This window comes from Rhizobium sp. MHM7A (assembly GCF_005862215.1).
GTDB lineage: Bacteria > Pseudomonadota > Alphaproteobacteria > Rhizobiales > Rhizobiaceae > Rhizobium > Rhizobium bangladeshense.
Window position 1 is genome coordinate 1 of sequence record NZ_VCHT01000029.1, and the last position, 19,170, is coordinate 19,170.

General features: G+C 60.3%; 30 protein-coding genes and 1 pseudogene. 29 read left to right on the plus strand and 2 right to left on the minus strand.

From position 1 onward, the window contains the following. From FFR93_RS38545 to rplQ, 28 genes and pseudogenes are all read left to right on the plus strand, one after another. Positions 1-105, plus strand: a pseudogene (locus FFR93_RS38545) (elongation factor Tu); the annotation flags it as partial. 305 nt (positions 106-410) lie between these two features. Then, entirely contained in the window at positions 411-719 is a 309-nt protein-coding gene (gene rpsJ / locus FFR93_RS38550) for a 30S ribosomal protein S10 (RefSeq protein ID WP_003547547.1), read from the plus strand. Positions 720-752: 33 nt separating this feature from the next. Then, positions 753-1,394, plus strand: coding sequence for a 50S ribosomal protein L3 (gene rplC, locus FFR93_RS38555; protein WP_004674916.1), 642 nt, complete (start codon positions 753-755; stop codon positions 1,392-1,394). 13 nt (positions 1,395-1,407) lie between these two features. After that, positions 1,408-2,028, plus strand: a complete 621-nt coding sequence (gene rplD, locus FFR93_RS38560) for a 50S ribosomal protein L4 (protein WP_004674918.1) — start codon at positions 1,408-1,410, stop codon at positions 2,026-2,028. Beyond that, entirely contained in the window at positions 2,025-2,318 is a 294-nt protein-coding gene (locus FFR93_RS38565) for a 50S ribosomal protein L23 (protein ID WP_003547550.1), read from the plus strand. Before rplD ends, FFR93_RS38565 begins: the two co-directional genes overlap by 4 nt. A gap of 11 nt (positions 2,319-2,329) precedes the next feature. Continuing rightward, entirely contained in the window at positions 2,330-3,166 is an 837-nt protein-coding gene (gene rplB / locus FFR93_RS38570) for a 50S ribosomal protein L2 (RefSeq protein ID WP_064706975.1), read from the plus strand. A gap of 15 nt (positions 3,167-3,181) precedes the next feature. Next, positions 3,182-3,460 (plus strand): 30S ribosomal protein S19, encoded by a 279-nt coding sequence (gene rpsS / locus FFR93_RS38575; protein WP_007531666.1) that lies wholly within the window; start codon positions 3,182-3,184, stop codon positions 3,458-3,460. Between the two features lie 2 nt (positions 3,461-3,462). Then, a complete protein-coding gene (gene rplV, locus FFR93_RS38580) occupies positions 3,463-3,852 on the plus strand; it encodes a 50S ribosomal protein L22 (protein WP_004674922.1) in 390 nt (129 codons plus the stop codon). Next, positions 3,852-4,586, plus strand: a complete 735-nt coding sequence (rpsC, locus tag FFR93_RS38585) for a 30S ribosomal protein S3 (RefSeq protein ID WP_003573793.1) — start codon at positions 3,852-3,854, stop codon at positions 4,584-4,586. Before rplV ends, rpsC begins: the two co-directional genes overlap by 1 nt. Positions 4,587-4,624: 38 nt before the next feature. Continuing rightward, positions 4,625-5,038 (plus strand): 50S ribosomal protein L16, encoded by a 414-nt coding sequence (gene rplP, locus FFR93_RS38590; protein WP_003573792.1) that lies wholly within the window; start codon positions 4,625-4,627, stop codon positions 5,036-5,038. A gap of 12 nt (positions 5,039-5,050) precedes the next feature. Beyond that, positions 5,051-5,251, plus strand: coding sequence for a 50S ribosomal protein L29 (gene rpmC / locus FFR93_RS38595; RefSeq protein ID WP_008521335.1), 201 nt, complete (start codon positions 5,051-5,053; stop codon positions 5,249-5,251). A 12-nt stretch (positions 5,252-5,263) separates the two neighbouring features. Then, the gene (rpsQ, locus tag FFR93_RS38600) at positions 5,264-5,503 is read left to right on the plus strand and encodes a 30S ribosomal protein S17 (RefSeq protein ID WP_004674926.1); all 240 of its coding nucleotides are present in this window, start codon (positions 5,264-5,266) and stop codon (positions 5,501-5,503) included. 260 nt (positions 5,504-5,763) lie between these two features. Beyond that, positions 5,764-6,132, plus strand: coding sequence for a 50S ribosomal protein L14 (rplN, locus tag FFR93_RS38605; protein WP_003573790.1), 369 nt, complete (start codon positions 5,764-5,766; stop codon positions 6,130-6,132). 11 nt (positions 6,133-6,143) lie between these two features. Next, positions 6,144-6,452, plus strand: coding sequence for a 50S ribosomal protein L24 (gene rplX, locus FFR93_RS38610; RefSeq protein ID WP_064706976.1), 309 nt, complete (start codon positions 6,144-6,146; stop codon positions 6,450-6,452). Continuing rightward, positions 6,445-7,002: a 50S ribosomal protein L5 gene (gene rplE, locus FFR93_RS38615; protein ID WP_138397008.1), complete on the plus strand. Its 558-nt coding sequence runs from the start codon at positions 6,445-6,447 to the stop codon at positions 7,000-7,002. Before rplX ends, rplE begins: the two co-directional genes overlap by 8 nt. 32 nt (positions 7,003-7,034) lie before the next feature. Beyond that, on the plus strand, positions 7,035-7,340 hold the full coding sequence (gene rpsN / locus FFR93_RS38620) for a 30S ribosomal protein S14 (protein WP_018115514.1): 306 nt from the start codon (positions 7,035-7,037) through the stop codon (positions 7,338-7,340). Between the two features lie 12 nt (positions 7,341-7,352). Then, positions 7,353-7,751, plus strand: coding sequence for a 30S ribosomal protein S8 (gene rpsH, locus FFR93_RS38625; protein WP_004674934.1), 399 nt, complete (start codon positions 7,353-7,355; stop codon positions 7,749-7,751). 42 nt (positions 7,752-7,793) lie between these two features. Then, positions 7,794-8,327, plus strand: a complete 534-nt coding sequence (gene rplF / locus FFR93_RS38630; protein WP_064706978.1) for a 50S ribosomal protein L6 — start codon at positions 7,794-7,796, stop codon at positions 8,325-8,327. Positions 8,328-8,339: 12 nt separating this feature from the next. Beyond that, positions 8,340-8,702, plus strand: coding sequence for a 50S ribosomal protein L18 (rplR, locus tag FFR93_RS38635; RefSeq protein ID WP_011424987.1), 363 nt, complete (start codon positions 8,340-8,342; stop codon positions 8,700-8,702). Positions 8,703-8,836: 134 nt separating this feature from the next. Further along, on the plus strand, positions 8,837-9,406 hold the full coding sequence (rpsE, locus tag FFR93_RS38640; protein ID WP_003573784.1) for a 30S ribosomal protein S5: 570 nt from the start codon (positions 8,837-8,839) through the stop codon (positions 9,404-9,406). A gap of 13 nt (positions 9,407-9,419) precedes the next feature. Continuing rightward, positions 9,420-9,629 carry a 50S ribosomal protein L30 gene (gene rpmD / locus FFR93_RS38645; RefSeq protein WP_011424988.1) on the plus strand — a complete coding sequence of 70 codons (210 nt, stop codon included), beginning with the start codon at positions 9,420-9,422 and terminating at the stop codon, positions 9,627-9,629. Between the two features lie 16 nt (positions 9,630-9,645). After that, positions 9,646-10,122: a 50S ribosomal protein L15 gene (gene rplO, locus FFR93_RS38650; protein WP_064706979.1), complete on the plus strand. Its 477-nt coding sequence runs from the start codon at positions 9,646-9,648 to the stop codon at positions 10,120-10,122. 234 nt (positions 10,123-10,356) lie between these two features. Next, positions 10,357-11,697: a preprotein translocase subunit SecY gene (gene secY / locus FFR93_RS38655; RefSeq protein WP_064706980.1), complete on the plus strand. Its 1,341-nt coding sequence runs from the start codon at positions 10,357-10,359 to the stop codon at positions 11,695-11,697. Further along, positions 11,694-12,344 (plus strand): adenylate kinase, encoded by a 651-nt coding sequence (locus FFR93_RS38660; RefSeq protein ID WP_138397009.1) that lies wholly within the window; start codon positions 11,694-11,696, stop codon positions 12,342-12,344. The genes secY and FFR93_RS38660 overlap by 4 nt, the downstream gene beginning before the upstream one ends. 222 nt (positions 12,345-12,566) lie before the next feature. Continuing rightward, positions 12,567-12,935, plus strand: coding sequence for a 30S ribosomal protein S13 (gene rpsM / locus FFR93_RS38665; RefSeq protein ID WP_011424992.1), 369 nt, complete (start codon positions 12,567-12,569; stop codon positions 12,933-12,935). 133 nt (positions 12,936-13,068) lie between these two features. After that, positions 13,069-13,458, plus strand: a complete 390-nt coding sequence (gene rpsK / locus FFR93_RS38670; protein WP_003547577.1) for a 30S ribosomal protein S11 — start codon at positions 13,069-13,071, stop codon at positions 13,456-13,458. 97 nt (positions 13,459-13,555) lie between these two features. After that, the gene (locus FFR93_RS38675) at positions 13,556-14,566 is read left to right on the plus strand and encodes a DNA-directed RNA polymerase subunit alpha (RefSeq protein WP_003547579.1); all 1,011 of its coding nucleotides are present in this window, start codon (positions 13,556-13,558) and stop codon (positions 14,564-14,566) included. A 177-nt stretch (positions 14,567-14,743) separates the two neighbouring features. Continuing rightward, complete coding sequence (gene rplQ, locus FFR93_RS38680; protein ID WP_011424993.1) at positions 14,744-15,166, plus strand: 50S ribosomal protein L17; 423 nt, start codon at positions 14,744-14,746, stop codon at positions 15,164-15,166. Positions 15,167-15,365: 199 nt separating this feature from the next. Here the strand turns inward: rplQ and msrQ are convergent, their stop codons facing one another. Next, on the minus strand, positions 15,366-16,022 hold the full coding sequence (gene msrQ, locus FFR93_RS38685) for a protein-methionine-sulfoxide reductase heme-binding subunit MsrQ (RefSeq protein WP_064706982.1): 657 nt from the start codon (positions 16,020-16,022) through the stop codon (positions 15,366-15,368). Beyond that, entirely contained in the window at positions 16,022-16,969 is a 948-nt protein-coding gene (gene msrP, locus FFR93_RS38690) for a protein-methionine-sulfoxide reductase catalytic subunit MsrP (RefSeq protein ID WP_138397010.1), read from the minus strand. The genes msrQ and msrP overlap by 1 nt, the downstream gene beginning before the upstream one ends. A gap of 336 nt (positions 16,970-17,305) precedes the next feature. On the opposite strand from msrP, the gene ilvD reads away from it, so the two are divergent. After that, positions 17,306-19,144: a dihydroxy-acid dehydratase gene (ilvD, locus tag FFR93_RS38695; RefSeq protein ID WP_138397011.1), complete on the plus strand. Its 1,839-nt coding sequence runs from the start codon at positions 17,306-17,308 to the stop codon at positions 19,142-19,144. Positions 19,145-19,170 lie beyond the last annotated feature (26 nt).

A 19,170-nucleotide genomic window follows, 5' to 3' on the forward strand; every position in this document is an offset into this window, starting at 1 on the left:
GTCGAGCTGATCGTTCCGATCGCGATGGAAGAAAAGCTGCGCTTCGCGATCCGCGAAGGCGGCCGCACCGTCGGCGCGGGTATCGTCGCTTCGATCGTCGAGTAATTCGTTCGGCCACTCCGGTGGGGTGGCCGATTCGATGACAATATTATGATGCAGGCGGCGTAAGCCGCTTGCTTATTACACAGAAATGTAGCAAATGGCGCGCGAGCGCGATTTGCGTACCGCTTTGGACAACGAAGCGGTGACTAAACAACCAAATAAGGTGGGCTAGAAGGCCCTGAAGACTGGATAGGGATGCTGGCATCGGCGCCCTCTCGATCTTTGAAACCGGTGGTCCGCCTTAGGAAGAAAGAACAACCCGTGTCTTGTCCAGAGACATGAGGAAACAAACACAAGGATAACGTCGAATGAACGGCCAAAATATCCGCATTCGCCTGAAGGCGTTCGATCACCGGATTCTCGATGCTTCTACGCGCGAGATCGTGTCGACGGCGAAGCGCACCGGTGCAAGCGTCCGGGGCCCCGTTCCGCTTCCGACCCGCATCGAGAAGTTTACGGTCAACCGGTCCCCGCACATCGACAAGAAGAGCCGCGAACAGTTCGAGATGCGCACGCATAAGCGCCTGCTCGACATCGTAGACCCGACCCCGCAGACGGTAGACGCGCTGATGAAGCTCGATCTCGCCGCCGGTGTCGATGTTGAGATCAAGCTCTGAGCTTGCTCGAGCTGAGTTGGAAGGATTGAACCGATGCGTTCAGGTGTGATTGCACAGAAGGTGGGAATGACCCGCGTCTACAACGACGCCGGCGAGCATGTCCCGGTAACGGTATTGCGTATGGACGGCTGCCAGGTCGTTGCCACGCGCACTGTCGAAAAGAATGGCTATACCGCAGTTCAGCTCGGTGCCGGCCAGGCGAAGGTAAAGAACACGTCGAAGGCGATGCGCGGCAACTTTGCCGTCGCCAACGTCGAGCCGAAGGCCAAGCTCGCAGAATTCCGCGTGTCGGAAGACAATCTGCTGGAGATCGGCACGGAGCTCAAGGCTGGTCACTTTGCCGCCGGTCAGCTCGTTGATGTGACGGGTACGACGATCGGTAAGGGTTTTGCCGGCGCCATGAAGCGCCACGGCTTCGGCGGTCTGCGCGCCACGCACGGTGTGTCGGTTTCACACCGTTCGCACGGTTCGACGGGCTCGCGCCAGGATCCGGGCAAGGTTTTCAAGAACAAGAAGATGGCTGGTCACATGGGCCAGACGCGCGTCACGACGCAGAACCTGGAAGTGGTTTCGACCGACGAAGATCGTGGTCTGATCCTGATCAAGGGTGCTGTTCCCGGTTCCAAGGGTGCCTGGATCATCGTGCGCGACGCCGTCAAGTCGGCCGCGAAGTAAGGGAGCCAGATCAATGGAATTGAACGTCAAGACCCTCGAGGGAAAAGACGCCGGGAAGGTTTCCCTTTCGGACGAGATTTTCGGCCTCGAGCCCCGCGAAGACATTCTCGCCCGCGTCATCCGCTGGCAGCTTGCCAAGAAGCAGCAGGGCACGCACAAGGCAAAGGGCCGCGCTGAAGTTTCGCGCACCGGCGCCAAGATGTACAAGCAGAAGGGTACGGGCCGCGCCCGCCACCATTCGGCTCGCGCTCCGCAGTTCCGCGGCGGCGGCAAGGCCCACGGCCCGGTCGTCCGCAGCCACGAGCACGACCTTCCGAAGAAGGTTCGCGCACTTGGCCTTCGCCACGCCCTTTCGGCCAAGATCAAGGCCGATGACGTCATCGTCATCGACAACCTGGTTGCCGCTGAAGCCAAGACCAAGGCTCTCGCGTCGGCTTTCGAGACGCTCGGCCTGACCAACGCCCTCTTCATCGGCGGCGCAGAGCTTGATGGCAACTTCAAGCTCGCCGCTCAGAACATCCCGAACATCGATGTTCTGCCGATCCAGGGCATCAATGTTTACGATATCGTGCGCCGCGGCAAGCTCGTGCTTTCCAAGGCTGCGGTTGAAGCGCTAGAGGAGCGATTCAAGTGACCGATCTTCGCCACTACGATGTGATCGTCTCTCCGGCGATCACCGAAAAGTCCACGCTGGTATCTGAAAACAACCAGGTTGTTTTCAATGTCGCCAAGCAGGCGACAAAGCCGGAAATCAAGGCTGCTGTCGAGGCGCTGTTCGGCGTCAAGGTTACGGCCGTCAACACTCTGCTGCGCAAGGGCAAGACCAAGCGGTTCCGCGGTTTCGTCGGCAAGCAGAAGGACGTGAAGAAGGCTGTCGTGACGCTGGCTGAAGGCCAGACGATAGACGTCTCCACCGGTCTCTGAGGAATAAAAAAATGGCATTGAAAACATTCAATCCGACGACCCCGAGCCAGCGTCAGCTGGTCATCGTGGACCGCTCCTCGCTCTACAAGGGCAAGCCGGTCAAGGCGCTGACGGAAGGTCTGACCAAGAGCGGCGGTCGTAACAACCTCGGCCGCATCACTGCCCGCTTCATCGGCGGCGGTCATAAGCGCAGCTACCGTCTGGTCGACTTCAAGCGTCGCAAGTTCGATGTTGAGGGCACGGTCGAACGGATCGAATACGATCCGAACCGCACCGCTTTCATCGCGCTGGTGACCTATACGGATGGTGAGCAGGCCTACATCATCGCTCCGCAGCGTCTCGCTGCCGGCGACAAGGTCATCGCTTCGGAAAAGGCTGTCGACGTCAAGCCCGGCAACACCATGCCGCTGCAGTACATCCCGGTCGGCTCCATCATCCACAACGTGGAAATGAAGCCGGGCAAGGGCGGTCAGATCGCTCGTTCCGCCGGCTCTTACGCGCAGCTCGTCGGTCGTGACCAGGGCATGGCGATCCTTCGCCTGAACTCCGGTGAACAGCGCCTCGTCAGCGGCGTCTGCCTTGCTTCGATCGGCGCCGTGTCCAACCCGGACCACGCCAACATCAACGACGGTAAGGCCGGTCGTACCGTTTGGCGCGGCAAGCGTCCGCATAACCGCGGTGTTGTCATGAACCCGGTCGACCATCCGCACGGCGGTGGTGAAGGCCGCACCTCCGGCGGTCGCCATCCGGTGACACCGTGGGGCAAGCCGACCAAGGGCAAGCGCACCCGGTCGAACAAGTCGACCGACAAGATGATCATGCGCTCGCGTCATCAGCGTAAGAAGTAAGAGAGGAAGTCTCCAATGGCTCGTTCAGTATGGAAAGGTCCGTTCGTTGACGGCTATCTTCTCAAGAAGGCTGAGAAGGTTCGTGAAGGCGGACGTGCAGAAGTGATCAAGATCTGGAGCCGTCGCTCCACGATCCTGCCGCAGTTCGTCGGTCTTACCTTCGGCGTCTACAACGGCAGCAAACATGTTCCGGTCAGCGTCAATGAAGACATGGTCGGCCACAAATTCGGTGAATTCTCTCCGACCCGCACCTACTACGGTCACGGCGCGGACAAGAAGGCGAAGAGGAAGTAACAATGGGCAAGGCAAAAGCCGAACGCCGGCTGAAGGACAACGAGGCGCAAGCAGTCGCCCGCACGCTCCGCGTCAGCCCCCAGAAGCTCAACCTGGTTGCTGCGGCGATCCGCGGCAAGAAGGTCGAGCGTGCACTCGCTGAGCTGGAGTTCTCCCGCAAGCGCATCGCAGGTGCCGTCAAGAAGACGCTCGAATCCGCGATCGCCAACGCCGAGAACAACCACGACCTCGACGTCGACGCTCTTGTCGTCGCCGAGGCGTATGTCGGCAAGTCGATCGTCATGAAGCGTTTCCACGCTCGTGGCCGCGGTCGTGCGTCGCGCATCGAAAAGCCCTTCGCGCACCTGACGATCGTCGTTCGTGAAGTGCAGGCAGCAGAGGAGGCCGCATAATGGGTCAGAAAATCAATCCGATCGGTTTCCGTCTCGGCATCAACCGTACCTGGGATAGCCGCTGGTTCGCGGACAATGCCGAGTACGGCCAGCTGCTGCACGAAGACCTGAAGATGCGCAAGTTCGTCATGAGCGAACTGAAGCAGGCAGGCATCTCCAAGGTAGTCATCGAGCGTCCGCACAAGAAGTGCCGCGTCACGATCCACTCGGCCCGTCCAGGCCTGATCATTGGCCGCAAGGGCGCCGACATCGACAAGCTCCGCAAGAAGCTGTCGGACATGACCAATTCGGAAACGCACCTCAACATCGTCGAAGTGCGCAAGCCCGAAGTCGACGCGACGCTGGTAGCTCAGTCGATCGCCCAGCAGCTCGAGCGCCGCGTGGCTTTCCGCCGCGCGATGAAGCGCGCCGTTCAGTCGGCAATGCGTCTTGGCGCCGAAGGCATCAAGATCACCTGCGCCGGCCGTCTCGGCGGCGCTGAAATCGCCCGTACTGAATGGTACCGCGAAGGTCGTGTGCCGCTGCACACGCTGCGCGCCGACATCGACTACGGCACGGCTGAAGCAGAGACCGCATTCGGTATCTGCGGCATCAAGGTCTGGATCTTCAAGGGCGAAATCCTTGAGCACGATCCGATGGCTTCCGAACGTCGCGCGCTGGAAGGCGACGCACAGGGTCCGGCAAGCCGCGAACGCGACCGTGGCGATCGTCGCCGCGAACGCGACAACGCGTAATTAGCGCTGGCGAAAGATAAGCTCGGAGAAGTAAGAAAATGTTGCAGCCAAAGCGTACTAAGTACCGCAAGCAGTTCAAGGGCCGCATCAAGGGCGTCGCCAAGGGCGGTTCTGACCTGGCATTCGGCGAATTCGGCCTGAAGGCTCAGGAACCCAACCGCGTCAACGCACGCGAGATCGAAGCGGCCCGCCGCGCGATCACGCGTTACATGAAGCGCGCCGGCCGTGTATGGATCCGCGTGTTCCCGGACGTTCCGGTAACCGCAAAGCCGACCGAAGTCCGCATGGGTAAAGGTAAGGGCTCCGTTGAGTACTGGGCATGCAAGGTCAAGCCCGGTCGTATGATGTTCGAGATCGACGGCGTCAGCGAAGAGATCGCCCGCGAGGCGCTTCGCCTCGGCTCTGCCAAGCTCTCGGTCAAGACGCGCTTCGTTCAGCGCATTGCAGAGTAAGGGATTGAGCTCATGAAAGCCTCAGACGTTCGCGCGCTCAGCGCCGACCAACTCAAGGACGAGCTTGCCAAGCTGAAGAAGGAGCAGTTCAACCTGCGCTTCCAGAAGGCGACCGGCCAGCTCGAAAAGTCCTCGCGCATCAACGAAGTCCGCAAGGACATCGCCCGCGTGAAAACCATTGCCCGCCAGAAGGCGGCAGAAGTTAAGGCCTAAAGGAAGAAAAACATGCCGAAGCGCATCCTGCAGGGCGTCGTCGTTGGCGACAAGAACGAGAAGACGGTAGTAGTTCGCGTTGAGCGTCGTTTCGCTCACCCGCTGCTCCAGAAGACCGTTCGTCGTTCCAAGAAGTACAAGGCCCACGACGAGAACAACCAGTACAAGATCGGCGATACCGTATCCATCGAGGAATGCGCGCCGATCTCCAAGGACAAGCGTTGGACGGTCATCGCCGCCCAGGGCAAGTAACAGAATTTTGCGCGAGGCCTTGCGTCTCGCCGAAATATCTGTATGAAGCAGCGTCGGAACGCTCGAATGCCGGGCGTTCTTTTGCTTTGAGCGCACGGAAGGTCCCGTTCGGGAAACCACCCTGGCACGATCGACCCCGCGCTATTCAGCTATTGCCGTGTTTTGCTTGCCGTTACGGCAGGCTGGCCGGCTGACATTTTCATAAGCCGGAATAGGGGGCATGGCCCAACCATTCCGGTAAACCAAGAAGGCGACCTGATATGATTCAGATGCAAACAAACCTCGACGTCGCGGATAATTCCGGCGCACGTCGTGTCATGTGCATCAAGGTGCTGGGCGGCTCGAAGCGCAAGTATGCCTCGATCGGCGACGTCATCGTCGTTTCGATCAAGGAAGCGATCCCGCGCGGCCGCGTGAAGAAGGGTGACGTGATGAAGGCGGTCGTCGTTCGCACCGCCAAGGACATCCGTCGTCCGGATGGCTCGGTCATCCGCTTCGACACCAACGCAGCAGTCCTCATCGACAACAAGAAAGAGCCGATCGGTACCCGTATCTTCGGACCGGTTCCGCGCGAACTTCGCGCCAAGAACCACATGAAGATCATCTCGCTGGCTCCCGAAGTACTGTAAGGAGCGAAGCGATGCAGAAGATTCGTAAAGGCGACAAGGTCGTCATGCTCGCTGGCAAGGACAAGGGCCGCACCGGCGAAGTCGTACAGGTCATGCCGAAGGAAGATCGTGCGGTCGTCCGTGGCGTCAACGTCGTGAAGCGCCATCAGCGCCAGACGCAGACCCAGGAAGCCGGCATCATCAGCAAGGAAGCCCCGGTTCACCTGTCCAACATTGCAATCGTCGACAAGGACGGCAAGCCGACCCGCGTCGGTTTCAAGGTCGTTGACGGCAAGAAGGTCCGTGTGGCCAAGCGTTCTGGAGAAGTGATCGATGGCTGAGGCAAAGTACGAGCCGCGGCTCAAGAAGGAATATGTCGAGCGCATCCGTAAGGCGATGCAGGAGAAGTTCTCCTACTCCAACGAGATGATGATCCCGAAGCTCGACAAGATCGTCATCAACATGGGCGTCGGTGAAGCGACTGCTGACTCGAAGAAGCCGACGGTTGCTGCCGCCGACCTCGCAGCAATCGCCGGTCAGAAGCCGGTCATCACCCGCGCACGCAACTCTATCGCTGGCTTCAAGGTCCGCGAAAACATGCCGATCGGCGCAAAGGTAACCCTGCGCGGCGCTCGCATGTACGAGTTCCTGGATCGTCTGGTCAATATCGCGCTCCCGCGCGTTCGCGACTTCCGCGGCCTGAACCCGAAGAGCTTTGACGGCCGTGGCAACTTCGCCATGGGCATCAAGGAGCACATTGTGTTCCCTGAAATCAACTACGACAAGGTTGATCAGATGTGGGGCATGGACATCATCGTTTGCACGACGGCGAAGACCGACGACGAAGCACGGACTCTCCTGACGGAGTTCAGCTTCCCGTTCCGTCAATAACCGTAACGACGAGCGTAGAAAAGGAACCTGACATGGCGAAGACAAGCGCAGTTGAAAAGAACAAGCGCCGCCGTAATACGGTCGCCAACCAGGCCGCAAAGCGGGCTGCGTTGAAGGCGATCATCATGAACCAGGCTCTTCCGATCGAAGAGCGGTTCAAGGCCTCGATCAAGCTGGCATCCCTGCCGCGCGATGGATCGAAGACCCGTATTCGCAACCGTTGCGAAGTATCGGGCCGTCCGCGCGCATACTACCGCAAACTGCGCATGTCGCGTATCGCGCTGCGTGAACTCGGCAATCTCGGCAAGGTGCCGGGCATCGTCAAGTCGAGCTGGTAAGGAGCAGGTTAGATGACAATGACTGATCCGTTGGGTGATATGCTCACCCGCATCCGCAACGGCGCTTCCCGCCGCAAGTCGTCGGTTTCGACGCCTGCGTCCAAGCTCCGTGCGCGTGTTCTCGATGTCCTGCAGTCCGAAGGCTACATCCGTGGCTATTCCGTTGTCGATTTCGGCAATGGCAAGTCGGAGCTCAACATCGAGCTGAAATATTACGAAGGCGCATCGGTGATCCGCGAGATCGGCCGTGTGTCGAAGCCGGGCCGCCGGGTTTATGTCTCGGTCAAGTCCATTCCGCAGGTCGCGAACGGCCTCGGCATCACCATCCTTTCGACTCCGAAGGGCGTGATGGCCGATCACCAGGCTCGCGAACAGAACGTTGGTGGCGAGGTTCTTTGCTCGGTCTTCTAAGATCGGGCAAGGATCTCCATAGCGAACAGACAGGATTGAAACATGTCTCGTATCGGTAAGAAGCCCGTTCAGGTGCCTGCTGGAATCACGGCTACGGTCGATGGCCAGAAGGTTACTGCAAAGGGCCCGAAGGGCGAGCTGTTCTTCGTCGCTAACGACGAAATCAGCCTCAAGCTCGAAAACAACGCGGTCGTCGTGACGCCGCTGAACCAGTCCAAGGATGCGCGCTCGAAGTGGGGCATGTCCCGCACGATGATCGAAGGCATTTTCAAGGGCGTAAAGGACGGTTACGAGCGCAAGCTTGAAATCAACGGCGTCGGTTACCGTGCCGCCATGCAGGGCAAGAACCTGCAGCTGGCCCTCGGTTTCAGCCACGACGTGGTCTACGAACCGCCGGTCGGCATTACGATCGCTGTTCCGAAGCCGACTGAAATCGTTGTCAGTGGCATCAACAAGCAGCAGGTCGGCCAGGTTGCCGCCGAAATCCGTGAATATCGCGGTCCCGAGCCCTACAAGGGCAAGGGCGTCAAGTATGCCGACGAGCGGATCGTCCGCAAAGAAGGCAAGAAGAAGTAAGGATCACGCGAAATGGCTAGCAGGAAAGAAGCACTTGCACGTCGTGCCAACCGCGTGCGCCGTCATATCAAGTCGGTGGCCAATGGCCGTCCGCGCCTGTCGGTTCATCGCTCCTCGAAGAACATCTACGCCCAGATCATCGATGACGTGGCCGGCAAGACGCTTGCGTCCGCCTCCACCCTCGACAAGGATCTGCGCGGTTCTCTGAAGACCGGTGCCGATACCGCCGCCGCCGCCGCCGTGGGCAAGCTCGTCGCCGAGCGCGCCTCCAAGGCCGGTGTTACGGACGTCGTGTTCGACCGTGGCGCCTTCATCTATCACGGCCGCATCAAGGCTCTCGCCGAAGCGGCCCGCGAAGGCGGTCTGACCTTCTGATCAGTTTCCGGCCGGCGCTGTCGCTCCGGCCGGATTTTTCGCCGGACCGCAGGCACTCCCCGGCAAGAAGGGGAGGCTGATGCGGTCCACATGTGTTTGCCGATTGCACCCGGAAAAGAAAAAGGAAGAGGACAATGGCACAGGAAAGAAGGCCGCAGCGGGAAGACCGCCAGAGCCGTGAAGAGCGCGATAGCGAATTCGTCGACAAGCTGGTCGCGATCAACCGCGTCGCCAAGGTTGTCAAGGGCGGCCGTCGTTTTGGTTTCGCAGCACTCGTCGTCGTTGGCGACCAGAAGGGCCGCGTCGGCTTTGGCCATGGCAAGGCACGCGAAGTGCCGGAAGCCATCCGCAAGGCAACCGAAGCCGCCAAGCGCGAGTTGATCTTCGTACCGCTGCGTGACGGCCGTACGCTGCATCACGACGTTCATGGCCGCCACGGCGCCGGCAAGGTTCTGCTGCGCTCGGCCAAGGTTGGTACCGGCATCATCGCCGGCGGCCCGATGCGCGCCGTGTTCGAAACTCTCGGCATGCACGACGTCGTCGCTAAGTCGACGGGTTCGTCGAACCCCTACAACATGGTTCGCGCCACTTTCGACGCTCTGAAGCACCAGGTTCACCCGAAGGACATCGCAGCTCAGCGCGGCATCAAGTATGCAACGCTGCAGGCTCGTCGTAGCGCCTCCGGCAACGCCTCTGAAGAATAAGAGGAGCTGACCAATGGCCAAGGCTACCAAGAAGGCTGAAGCGAAGACTGTCACGATCGAACAGATCGGCAGCCCGATTCGTCGTCCGGACGTCCAGCAGCGCACGCTGATCGGTCTCGGACTGAACAAGATGCACCGTCGCCGCACGCTGGAGGACACTCCTTCCGTTCGTGGCATGATCCGTGCTGTCCAGCATCTCGTTCGCATCGTCGACGAGAAGTGAGACGGAGGAAACGCTCATGAAACTTAATGAAATCAAGGACAACGAAGGCTCTACCCACGCCCGCAAGCGCCTCGGCCGCGGTATCGGCTCGGGCTCCGGTAAAACCGGTGGTCGCGGTGTCAAGGGTCAGAAGTCCCGTTCCGGCGTCGCCATCAACGGCTTCGAAGGCGGCCAGATGCCGATCTATCGTCGCTTGCCGAAGCGCGGCTTCAACAACATCTTCGCTTCCGACTTTGTTGTCGTGTCGCTTGCTCGCATTCAGGCGGCGATCGACGCCGGCAAGCTCGATGCCAAGGCGACTGTTGACGCAGCTGCCCTGAAGGCCGCTGGCGTCATTCGCCGCGCCAAGGACGGCGTTCGCGTTCTCGCCGACGGCGAGCTCAAGGCCAAGATCACCATTGTCGTTGCAGGCGCTTCCAAGCCTGCCGTCGAGAAGATCGAAAAGGCCGGCGGCACCGTGACGCTGCTTTCGGCTCCGGCTGCAGCAGAATAATATCTGATGATATATCGCCCGGGGTGCTTCACACCGGGCGATTTTGCTCCCATATGTGGGCCTCACAAAAACTTGGCTGGCGCGCCCGCGTCATGCCGGTAAGACTGGAAAACAAGGGTGAGGCAAGGGGTTGCGCTGCAATCCGTCCAGAGCCCGGTTTTGAATAATTTTCATACCGATTCCGGGGCCGGCTATTTCCCCAGAGACGCCGGAATTGGTAGCGCGGAGAATCGCATGGCTTCTGCAGCGGAACAATTGGCATCCAACCTCAATTTTTCGACCTTTGCCAAAGCCGAGGATTTGAAGAAGCGCCTGTGGTTCACACTGGCAGCTCTCCTCGTCTACAGGCTCGGCACGCATATTCCGCTTCCAGGCCTCAATCCTGAAGCCTATGCCCAGGCTTTCCGCGGCCAGGCGGGCGGCATTCTCGGCCTTTTCAACATGTTCTCGGGCGGCGCGGTCGAGCGCATGGCGATCTTCGCGCTCGGCATCATGCCCTATATCTCCGCTTCGATCATCGTGCAGCTCATGACCTCGGTGGTGCCGGCGCTCGAAAACCTGAAGAAGGAAGGCGAGCAGGGCCGCAAGATCATCAACCAGTACACCCGCTACGGCACCGTCATTCTGGGTGCGCTGCAAGCCTACGGCATCGCCGCTGGTCTGGAGAGCGGCCAGGGCCTGGTCGTCGACCCGGGCTGGTTCTTCCGCGTATCCACCGTCCTGACGCTGCTTGGCGGCACGATGTTCCTGATGTGGCTCGGTGAGCAGGTCACTTCGCGCGGCATCGGCAACGGCATTTCGCTGATCATCTTCGCCGGTATCGCAGCCGGCCTTCCGAGCGCTCTTGCCGGCACCCTCGAACTCGGCCGCACCGGCGCGCTGTCGACCGGCCTTATCCTGCTCGTCATCGTCGTCGCGATAGCCGTCATTGGCATCATCGTCTTCGTCGAGCGCGCCCAGCGCCGCCTGCTGATCCAGTATCCGAAGCGCCAGGTCGGCAACCGCATGTTCCAGGGCGACACTTCGCACCTGCCGCTGAAGCTCAACACATCGGGCGTCATTCCGGCCATCTTCGCCTCGTCGCTGCTGCTTCTGCCGGCAACGATCGCCGGCTTCGCCAGCACGACGTCGATGCCGGCCTGGGCGACCTCGATCGTTGCCGCGCTCGGCCACGGTCAGCCGCTCTACATGGTGCTCTATGCGGCGCTGATCGCCTTCTTCGCTTTCTTCTATACGGCTATCGTCTTCAATCCGAAGGACACGGCCGACAATCTGAAGAAGCACGGCGGCTTCATTCCCGGCATCCGTCCCGGCGAGCGCACTGCCGAATATATCGACTATGTGCTGACCCGCATCACGGTGATCGGCGCCATCTATCTTGTCTTCGTCTGCATCCTTCCTGAGATTCTGGTGTCGCAAACCGGCATTCCATTAGCCCTTGGTGGGACTTCGCTTTTGATCGTGGTTAGCGTAACTCTTGATACGGTGGCACAGATCCAGGGTCACCTGATCGCGCAGCAGTACGAAGGCCTGATCAAGAAATCGAAGTTGCGTGGAGGAAAGAGGGGGCGATGAGACTTATCCTTTTGGGGCCGCCGGGCGCGGGCAAGGGAACCCAAGCCCAGCGGATCGTGGAAAAGCACGGAATTCCGCAGCTTTCCACGGGAGATATGCTGCGGGCAGCGGTCAACGCCGGCACGGAGGTCGGCAAGCGTGCCAAGGCTGTCATGGACGCTGGCAAGCTTGTCTCGGACGAGATCGTCATCGCCATCGTCTCGGAGCGAATCGATCAGCCGGATTGCGCACACGGTTTCATTCTCGATGGCTTCCCCAGGACGCTCGTTCAGGCGGACGCCACGGAAGCGATGCTGAGAGCAAAGGGTCTCGATCTCTCTGTGGTCATCGAATTCCGCGTTGATGACGCTGAGCTCGTCCGGCGTGTTGCCGGTCGCTACTCCTGTGCGCAGTGCGGTAGCGTCTATCACGACACGGATAAGGCTCCGGCCAATGAAGGCGTGTGCGACAAGTGCGGCTCTACCCACTTCAAGCGCCGTCCCGACGATAATCCCGAAACGATGACGGCCCGGCTGCAGGTCTACTACAAGGAGACGTCACCGCTGATCGGCTATTACCATGCCAAGGGCAAACTCAAGTCCGTGGACGGCATGGCGGAGATCGATCAGGTGACTGCCGAGGTCGAAACCATTCTTTCCAAGCTTTAAGGCTTGAAAATAAACTTGGCGGAAACGGTTGCTTTTCAGCAGTGATTCCGCTAAACACCGCGCCAACTCGCGACATTCCCTGCGATCGGCGCGGATTTCCCTGGGAAGTCCGGGTGCGGTCGTTTTGACATGTTACGGACATTAAATCTGAACGAGCGGTCCTGAGGGCCGCATAACGAAGCCCACTTGCCGGATGGCAACTGGAATGCAAGGAGAACAGGCGTGGCACGTATCGCTGGCGTCAACATCCCGACTGCAAAGCGCGTGGTCATCGCGCTGACCTACATTCACGGGATCGGTCCGAAATTCGCACAGGAAATCGTCGAGAAGGTCGGTATTCCGGCTGAACGTCGTGTGCATCAGCTGACGGACGCTGAAGTCCTTCAGATCCGCGAAACCATCGACCGTGACTATCAGGTCGAAGGCGATCTTCGTCGCGAAACCGCGATGAACATCAAGCGTCTGATGGACCTCGGCTGCTACCGCGGCCTGCGTCATCGTCGCGGCCTTCCGGTCCGTGGTCAGCGCACGCACACCAATGCCCGCACCCGCAAGGGTCCGGCAAAGGCAATCGCTGGCAAGAAGAAGTAATTTCCGGGAAACCGGGGTAGGGAGGCTGGCGGTCCGCGCCGGCCTCTTTTGAGTTTGGAGCGGGACCATATAGGCGCCGTTCCGGTGTAGCCGCTGGTATTACGGCGGTGAAGAGATCAACGAAAGGAATAACATGGCTAAGGAAGCCGTCCGCGTTCGCCGTCGCGAGCGCAAGAATATCTCGTCGGGTGTCGCTCACGTCAACTCGACCTTCAATAACACGATGATCACCATCACCGATGCGCAGGGCAATGCGATCGCCTGGTCGTCGGCCGGCGCAAAGGGCTTCAAGGGCTCGCGCAAGTCGACCCCCTTCGCTGCCCAGATCGCTGCCGAAGACTGCGCCAAGAAGGCGCAGGAGCACGGCATGAAGTCGCTGGAAGTCGAAGTCTGCGGTCCGGGTTCGGGTCGTGAATCGGCTCTGCGCGCGCTCCAGGCTGCGGGTTTCATGATCACGTCCATCCGCGACGTGACGCCGATCCCGCACAATGGCTGCCGTCCGCGCAAGAAGCGCCGCGTCTGATCATCGCTCTCGTCACCGGTGAGCGCCTTGGCGCTCCCGGTGGTTTTCAAGCTCGGTTGCCACGATTGGATGGTGGCAACGAACGGAAGGCAAACTCATGATTCAGAAGAACTGGCAGGAACTGATCAAGCCGAACAAGGTGGAGTTCTCCTCGAGCTCGCGCACCAGGGCGACGCTTGTCGCCGAACCGCTGGAGCGCGGCTTCGGCCTCACCCTCGGCAACGCGCTGCGCCGCGTTCTGCTCTCCTCGCTGCGCGGTGCTGCCGTCACGGCAGTGCAGATTGACGGCGTGCTGCATGAATTCTCATCGATTCCCGGCGTCCGCGAAGACGTCACGGATATCGTGCTCAACATTAAGGAAATCGCCATCAAGATGGATGGCGACGACGCAAAGCGCATGGTCGTGCGTAAGCAGGGCCCGGGCGTTGTCACGGCTGGAGACATTCAGACGGTCGGCGATATTGAAATCCTCAATCCCGAGCATGTGATCTGCACGCTCGACGAGGGCGCCGAAATCCGGATGGAATTCACCGTCAACAACGGCAAGGGCTATGTTCCTGCCGAGCGCAATCGCGCGGAAGATGCTCCGATCGGCCTCATTCCGGTCGACAGCCTTTATTCGCCGGTCAAGAAGGTGTCCTACAAGGTTGAAAACACCCGCGAAGGACAGGTTCTCGACTACGACAAGCTGAACATGACCATCGAAACCGATGGCTCGATCACTGGTGAAGACGCCGTCGCTTTCGCGGCGCGCATCCTCCAGGATCAGCTTGGCGTCTTCGTCAACTTTGACGAGCCGCAGAAGGAAACCGAAGAGGAAGCAGTCACCGAACTCGCTTTCAATCCGGCTCTCCTCAAGAAGGTGGACGAACTCGAACTGTCGGTCCGTTCGGCAAACTGCCTGAAGAACGACAACATCGTCTACATCGGCGACCTCATTCAGAAGACCGAAGCAGAAATGCTCCGCACCCCGAACTTTGGTCGCAAGTCGCTGAACGAAATCAAGGAAGTTCTCGCTTCCATGGGCCTGCACCTCGGCATGGAAGTGCCGGCATGGCCGCCCGAGAACATCGAAGATCTCGCCAAGCGTTACGAAGACCAGTACTGAGCGGCGTGAGGAAAAGCGCAAAGCGGTTTTCCGCCCAAACGCCGATCGCAAGAACATAACAAAAGGCAGGCTCTTTCGGCTGCCTTTCCCCGTCAAACAGCAGGCCGATCGCCTGCATGTGCCAGGAAACGGCAGGCCCGGTTAGCGTAAGGGCGCCTGCATTAAAGGAGAATAGCAATGCGCCATGGTAAAGCCGGCCGCAAGCTGAATAGAACTGCAAGCCACCGCAAGGCAATGTTCGCCAACATGGCGGCTTCGCTGATTACCCACGAGCAGATCGTCACGACCCTGCCGAAGGCCAAGGAAATCCGCCCGATCGTCGAGAAGCTCGTCACGCTCGGCAAGCGCGGCGACCTGCACGCTCGTCGTCAGGCGATCTCGCAGATCCGCGACGCCGCCGTCGTCTCGAAGCTGTTCGATACGATCGCAACGCGTTACGCCACCCGCAACGGCGGCTATCTGCGCATCATGAAGGCTGGTTTCCGCCAGGGCGACAACGCTGCCATGGCCGTGATCGAGTTCGTTGACCGCGACACCTATGCCAAGGGCGCGGCCGACAAGGCCCGCGTCGCCGCCGAAGAGCAGGCCGTCGCCGCTTAATCTTCCGCTTTGCCGGAAACGGAACAGCCGGGCTGCAAAGCCCGGCTGTTTTCGTTTTGCATCAGTTGAGAACGGAAGTGGCGCAGCCTCTGCCTTCCGCGCGTCGCCCTCGGCTGGCCAGCGCGGCTCAGCTTCTAACGGAAGCCGCAGCAATTCCGGACGGAAACGGCTTCGCTCTTTTCCTGGATTGCTTTCGCCCTCAGGAGACCGACGCCACCGCACGATTGCGTTGCCGCCCCTGACCTTTCTTCCGGCTACGCGCAATCGGTCGCCAGGAGCGGTAGAGGATGAGCGCGATGATCAGCCCGAGATAGATATACTGCTCGAGATCGAGGATCTTGGTCGAGAGCGCGAAATGCAGTGCACCGCTAGCGGCGATGATGTAGACGAGCCGGTGCAGCCAGATCCAGTTTTGGCCGAGGTGACGGATCGAGAAATTATTGGATGTCACCGCCAGCGGAATGAGCATCGCGAGGGCTGCCATGCCGAACATGATGAACGGGCGCTTCAGCACGTCGTTGATGACGGCCTGAATATCCATCGCCTGGTCTAGCACCATGTAAACGGTGAAGTGCATCAGCGCGTAGTAGAAGGTCAAAAGGCCGAGAGCGCGGCGGTAGCGCAGATAGTTCCAGCCGAATAACTCGCGGGCAGGGGATACCGCAAGTGTTGCGATCAGGAAGCGGATCGTCCAGATGCCAAGGAAGAGCTCGAAGGTCTTGACCGGATCGGCGCCGAGCTGATCGGTTGCGCCGAGATAGAAGGTCCAGGCCGCAGGTGAGAGCCCAGCGATGTAAAGCAGCCAGACGGATGCGGGCTGCCAGCGCTTCGGGATGGCAAGCGACAGTTCGGCCATCAGAAATTCGCCTTCAGATCCATACCGGCATAAAGGTTAGCCACCTCGTCGGCATAGCCGTTGAAGAGCAGGGTGGGGTGGCGGCTTGCGCCGAAGAAGCCGCTTTCGCCGATGCGCCTCTCGGTAGCTTGGCTCCAGCGCGGATGGTCGACGGCCGGATTGACGTTGGCATAGAAGCCGTATTCCTGCGGATTGGTCACCTGCCAGGTGTTCTTCGGCTGCTGGTCGGTGAGCGTGATCCTGACGATCGACTTGATGCCCTTGAAGCCGTATTTCCACGGCACGACGAGGCGGATCGGCGCACCATTCTGGTTCGGCAGTGTCTCGCCATAGAGCCCGACGGCAAGCAGCGTCAGCGGGTGGCGCGCCTCGTCCAGCCGCAGGCCCTCGACATAGGGCCAGTCGAGCGACTGGAAGAAACCTTTCTGCCCCGGCATCTCTTCCGGCCGCACGACGGTTTCGAAGGCGACATATTTGGCGCTGCCGAGCGGCTCCACCTTGTCGAGCAGCGATACCAGCGGAAAACCGTCCCAGGGGATGACCATTGACCAGGCCTCGACGCAGCGCATGCGATAAGTGCGCTCCTCGATCGGGAATTCCTTCATCAGCGCCTCAATGTCGAAGGTGCCCGGTTTGTTGACCATGCCGTCGACCTTGACCGTCCAGGGCAGCGGCTTGAAATCGCCGGACAGAGCGGCGGGGTCGCCCTTGTCGAGGCCGAACTCATAGAAGTTGTTGTAGGTCGTCACATCCTTGAGCGGCGTGGTCTTCTCATCGACTTTGTATTTGCTCTCGACGACGGAAAGCGCCGCCGCGCTCGCCTTGCCTGCGCTGTAAAGCGCCATGGCGCCAAGCGTTGCAGCACCTAGGAATTCACGACGGCCCAGATAAACCTGGCGCGGCGTGATCTCCGAAGACGCGATCTTGGGGGGGCGATAGCTTGGCATGTCGAAAACCTCCAGGGCGGATATTCCGAATATAGTCCTTAAACGAGCCGCCTGCATGTTCGGATCAATCTCTATGCCTTGAATACTGCCGACAGGTAGCCAATTTTTTGTGTTCGCCTGTGATGGAATAGGTTGTAACAAATCCTCTCGTCGAGCCGTATATGACCGATGCCCTTCGCATCGCTTCTCCGGCGGCGTACCGGATTTGGCCTTCCCGGTAGTGACAGTCCCCGTCGATTGGATTAGGACAATTCCAAACAGCAGCGATCGCCTGGCCCGCAAGCTCCACAGCCGCCCGCTTCGCCTGATATCTCCGACACGTCGAGGAAGAAACCGATGCCAGCTTACCGTTCCAGAACCACGACCCACGGCCGCAACATGGCGGGCGCGCGCGGCCTTTGGCGCGCCACGGGCATGAAGGATTCGGATTTCGGCAAGCCCATCATCGCAGTGGTGAATTCCTTCACCCAATTCGTGCCGGGCCACGTGCACCTGAAGGACCTCGGCCAGCTCGTCGCCCGCGAAATCGAGGCGGCCGGTGGCGTCGCCAAGGAGTTCAATACGATCGCCGTCGACGACGGCATCGCCATGGGCCATGACGGCATGCTTTATTCGCTGCCCTCGCGCGAGCTGATCGCCGACAGCGTCGAGTACATGGTCAATGCTCATTGCGCCGACGCCATGGTCTGCATTTCCAACTGCGACAAGATCACCCCCGGCATGCTGATGGCGTCGCTGCGCCTCAATATCCCCACGGTCTTCGTCTCAGGCGGCCCTATGGAAGCCGGCAAGGTCGTGCTGCACGGCAAGACGCATGCGCTTGATCTCGTCGACGCCATGGTTGCGGCTGCCGATGACAAGATTTCCGACGAAGACGTCAAGGTCATCGAGCGTTCAGCCTGTCCGACTTGCGGCTCGTGCTCCGGCATGTTCACCGCAAACTCCATGAACTGCCTGACGGAGGCGCTCGGGCTGTCGCTGCCCGGCAACGGCTCGACGCTCGCCACCCATGCCGACCGTAAACGGCTCTTCGTCGAAGCCGGTCACCTGATCGTCGATCTTGCCCGCCGTTATTACGAGCAGGAGGACGTCAAGGCGCTGCCGCGCACCATCGCCTCCAAGCAGGCCTTCGAGAATGCCATGGCCCTCGATATCGCCATGGGCGGTTCGACCAATACTGTCCTGCATATCCTTGCCGCCGCCCATGAAGGCGAAGTCGACTTCACCATGGCCGATATCGACGCGCTGTCGCGCCGCGTGCCGTGTCTGTCGAAGGTCGCGCCAGCCAAAAGCGATGTCCACATGGAAGACGTTCACCGCGCCGGCGGCATTATGTCTATTCTCGGAGAGCTCGATAAAGGCGGGCTCCTAAACCGCGATTGCCCGACCGTTCATGCAGAGACGCTCGGCGATGCGATCGATCGCTGGGACGTCACCCGCACCAACAGCGAAACCGTCCGCAGCTTCTATCGCGCCGCCCCCGGCGGCATCCCGACCCAGGTCGCCTTCAGCCAGGAGGCCCGCTGGGACGAGCTCGACACGGATCGCCAGAACGGCGTCATCCGCTCGGTCGAGCATCCCTTCTCCAAAGATGGCGGCCTTGCCGTGCTGAAGGGCAATCTTGCGATTGACGGCTGCATCGTCAAGACGGCCGGCGTCGATGAATCGATCCTGAAATTCTCCGGTCCGGCCCGTGTCTTCGAAAGCCAGGACGCATCTGTCAAGGCGATCCTCGCCAACGAGATCAAGGCCGGCGATGTCGTCGTGATCCGCTACGAAGGCCCGAAGGGCGGCCCGGGGATGCAGGAAATGCTCTACCCGACGAGCTATCTGAAATCGAAGGGTCTCGGCAAGGCCTGCGCACTCATTACCGATGGCCGCTTCTCCGGCGGCACCTCGGGCCTTTCGATCGGCCACGTCTCGCCGGAAGCGGCGAATGGCGGGACGATCGGTCTCGTCCGTGAAGGCGACATGATCGACATCGACATCCCGAACCGCACAATCAGCCTGCGGGTCGGCGAGGCCGAACTCATCGCCCGCCGCGCCGAGCAGGATAGCAAGGGCTGGCATCCCACAGAAGTTCGCAAGCGCAACGTCACCACCGCGCTCAAGGCTTACGCTGCCTTCGCGACGAGCGCCGATCGCGGCGCCGTGCGGGATCTGAACGTCCGCTGAGCGGACCAACCTACGGACCGGCTGAT

Bases quoted from the DNA above. Each gene is read 5' to 3' on its own strand.
- rpsJ (WP_003547547.1), top strand. From the start codon at position 411: ATGAACGGCCAAAATATCCGCATTCGCCTGAAGGCGTTCGATCACCGG.
- rplC (WP_004674916.1), top strand. From the start codon at position 753: ATGCGTTCAGGTGTGATTGCACAGAAGGTGGGAATGACCCGCGTCTAC.
- rplD (WP_004674918.1), top strand. From the start codon at position 1,408: ATGGAATTGAACGTCAAGACCCTCGAGGGAAAAGACGCCGGGAAGGTT.
- rplB (WP_064706975.1), top strand. From the start codon at position 2,330: ATGGCATTGAAAACATTCAATCCGACGACCCCGAGCCAGCGTCAGCTG.
- rpsS (WP_007531666.1), top strand. From the start codon at position 3,182: ATGGCTCGTTCAGTATGGAAAGGTCCGTTCGTTGACGGCTATCTTCTC.
- rplV (WP_004674922.1), top strand. From the start codon at position 3,463: ATGGGCAAGGCAAAAGCCGAACGCCGGCTGAAGGACAACGAGGCGCAA.
- rpsC (WP_003573793.1), top strand. From the start codon at position 3,852: ATGGGTCAGAAAATCAATCCGATCGGTTTCCGTCTCGGCATCAACCGT.
- rplP (WP_003573792.1), top strand. From the start codon at position 4,625: ATGTTGCAGCCAAAGCGTACTAAGTACCGCAAGCAGTTCAAGGGCCGC.
- rpmC (WP_008521335.1), top strand. From the start codon at position 5,051: ATGAAAGCCTCAGACGTTCGCGCGCTCAGCGCCGACCAACTCAAGGAC.
- rpsQ (WP_004674926.1), top strand. From the start codon at position 5,264: ATGCCGAAGCGCATCCTGCAGGGCGTCGTCGTTGGCGACAAGAACGAG.
- rplN (WP_003573790.1), top strand. From the start codon at position 5,764: ATGATTCAGATGCAAACAAACCTCGACGTCGCGGATAATTCCGGCGCA.
- rplX (WP_064706976.1), top strand. From the start codon at position 6,144: ATGCAGAAGATTCGTAAAGGCGACAAGGTCGTCATGCTCGCTGGCAAG.
- rplE (WP_138397008.1), top strand. From the start codon at position 6,445: ATGGCTGAGGCAAAGTACGAGCCGCGGCTCAAGAAGGAATATGTCGAG.
- rpsN (WP_018115514.1), top strand. From the start codon at position 7,035: ATGGCGAAGACAAGCGCAGTTGAAAAGAACAAGCGCCGCCGTAATACG.
- rpsH (WP_004674934.1), top strand. From the start codon at position 7,353: ATGACAATGACTGATCCGTTGGGTGATATGCTCACCCGCATCCGCAAC.
- rplF (WP_064706978.1), top strand. From the start codon at position 7,794: ATGTCTCGTATCGGTAAGAAGCCCGTTCAGGTGCCTGCTGGAATCACG.
- rplR (WP_011424987.1), top strand. From the start codon at position 8,340: ATGGCTAGCAGGAAAGAAGCACTTGCACGTCGTGCCAACCGCGTGCGC.
- rpsE (WP_003573784.1), top strand. From the start codon at position 8,837: ATGGCACAGGAAAGAAGGCCGCAGCGGGAAGACCGCCAGAGCCGTGAA.
- rpmD (WP_011424988.1), top strand. From the start codon at position 9,420: ATGGCCAAGGCTACCAAGAAGGCTGAAGCGAAGACTGTCACGATCGAA.
- rplO (WP_064706979.1), top strand. From the start codon at position 9,646: ATGAAACTTAATGAAATCAAGGACAACGAAGGCTCTACCCACGCCCGC.
- secY (WP_064706980.1), top strand. From the start codon at position 10,357: ATGGCTTCTGCAGCGGAACAATTGGCATCCAACCTCAATTTTTCGACC.
- FFR93_RS38660 (WP_138397009.1), top strand. From the start codon at position 11,694: ATGAGACTTATCCTTTTGGGGCCGCCGGGCGCGGGCAAGGGAACCCAA.
- rpsK (WP_003547577.1), top strand. From the start codon at position 13,069: ATGGCTAAGGAAGCCGTCCGCGTTCGCCGTCGCGAGCGCAAGAATATC.
- FFR93_RS38675 (WP_003547579.1), top strand. From the start codon at position 13,556: ATGATTCAGAAGAACTGGCAGGAACTGATCAAGCCGAACAAGGTGGAG.
- rplQ (WP_011424993.1), top strand. From the start codon at position 14,744: ATGCGCCATGGTAAAGCCGGCCGCAAGCTGAATAGAACTGCAAGCCAC.
- msrQ (WP_064706982.1), bottom strand. From the start codon at position 16,022: ATGGCCGAACTGTCGCTTGCCATCCCGAAGCGCTGGCAGCCCGCATCC.
- msrP (WP_138397010.1), bottom strand. From the start codon at position 16,969: ATGCCAAGCTATCGCCCCCCCAAGATCGCGTCTTCGGAGATCACGCCG.
- ilvD (WP_138397011.1), top strand. From the start codon at position 17,306: ATGCCAGCTTACCGTTCCAGAACCACGACCCACGGCCGCAACATGGCG.